This window comes from Bradyrhizobium sp. PRIMUS42 (genome assembly GCF_023006515.1).
Taxonomy (GTDB): domain Bacteria; phylum Pseudomonadota; class Alphaproteobacteria; order Rhizobiales; family Xanthobacteraceae; genus Bradyrhizobium.
Genome location: NZ_JALBGZ010001110.1, coordinates 1 through 1,406 on the forward strand (window position 1 = coordinate 1; position 1,406 = coordinate 1,406).

The window sequence follows — 1,406 nt, forward strand, 5'->3', positions numbered from 1 at the left end:
CGCGCTTGACGCGCTGGCGCGTCGCGCCGGCAAACTCGGCAACCAGACGCTCGCGCGCGGCTTCCTTCAGCTTGTCCAGCGATTCGAGGCCGAGCGTCTTGGCGAACTCGTCGTCGACGGCGAGATCCTGCGGCGCCTCGATCAGCGTCGCGGTGGTCTCGAACTCGGCTGGCTGGCCGGCGAGCTTGTCGTTCATGTAGTTGTTCGGGAACGACACTTTCAGCGTGCGCGTCTCATTGGCGCCGATGCCGATCAGCTGCTCCTCGAAGCCGGGAATGAAGGTGTTGGAGCCGATGGCGACCTGGATGCCCTCGCCGGTGCCGCCCTCGAAGACTTCGCCGTTGATCCTGCCCTTGAAGTTGATGGTGACGCGGTCACCCGAGGCAGCCTTGGCGCCCTCGCCCTTGTCGGCAAAGGCGCGGTTGGTATCGGCGATGCGCTTGATCGCCTCGTCGACGTCAGCGTCGGTGACGTCGGCGACGGGCTTCTCGACCTCGAAGGTCTTGAAGTCGGCGAGCGCAATCGAAGGCACCACCTCGATCGCGACCGTATAGGTCAGATCGGTCTTGCCGCTCAGCAATTCCTCAACCTCGGCCTGCTCGCTCGGCATGGTGATCTTCGGCTCGGTCGCAAGGCGAAAGCCGCGCTCGGAGAACAGCTGCGTGTTGGTGTCACGGATGGTCTGGTCGATGGTCTCGGCCATCACCGAGCGGCCATAGACCTTCTTGAGGTGAGCGACCGGCACCTTGCCGGGACGGAAGCCGTTGATGCGAACCTTGTCCTTGAGGTCAACGAGCTTGGCACCGGCCTTGGCGTCGAGATCCGACGCAGGGACGCTGATCTTGAACTCGTGCTTCAAACCTTCCGAGAGGGTCTCTGTGACCTGCATGGCGTCCAATCTTCTTCTCGTTCGGTCCCGGCGCGCATGCGTCGGGACGCTGTCATTAATCGATCCGACGCGAGGCAAACGCCTCAACGCCGGTGCTTCATTGGACCGGCTCCCAGCGGACAAACATCCGCGCGGAAGCAGGTCTCGTAATCCGTGCAAACGCGATAAGCGCTTGGTGCGGGCGGAGGGACTCGAACCCCCACAACTTTCGTCACTGGAACCTAAATCCAGCGCGTCTACCAGTTCCGCCACGCCCGCGTGAAGTTGCATCAAGACCGGCCGCGATGCCGCGGGCGGCCGGGCTTATAGCATGTGCCTGACTGTTCGCAGCAAAAAAATGGCCCGATGGAGGCAGGCTTTACGTAGGCACGGCGGCTGGACTTATCCAGCGCGGCGTGGTCCGGATCGGCCCATGAAACCTGGGATCTTCGACCCGACCCGACGCGAGCTTTTGGCCGGCCTTGGCGCCGGACTTTCAGCCGGGCTTGGCGCCGCGGCGGCCGGGCTGATCGCGGGT

At 63.8% G+C, this 1,406-nt stretch carries 1 protein-coding gene and 1 tRNA gene; both read right to left on the minus strand.

From position 1 onward, the window contains the following. The coding region (tig, locus tag MOV75_RS38080) for a trigger factor (RefSeq protein ID WP_247007986.1) at positions 1–889 on the minus strand (889 nt) is incomplete at its 3' end. A 173-nt stretch (positions 890–1,062) separates the two neighbouring features. Then, positions 1,063–1,147 (minus strand) — tRNA-Leu (locus MOV75_RS38085). Between the last annotated feature and the right edge of the window lie 259 nt (positions 1,148–1,406).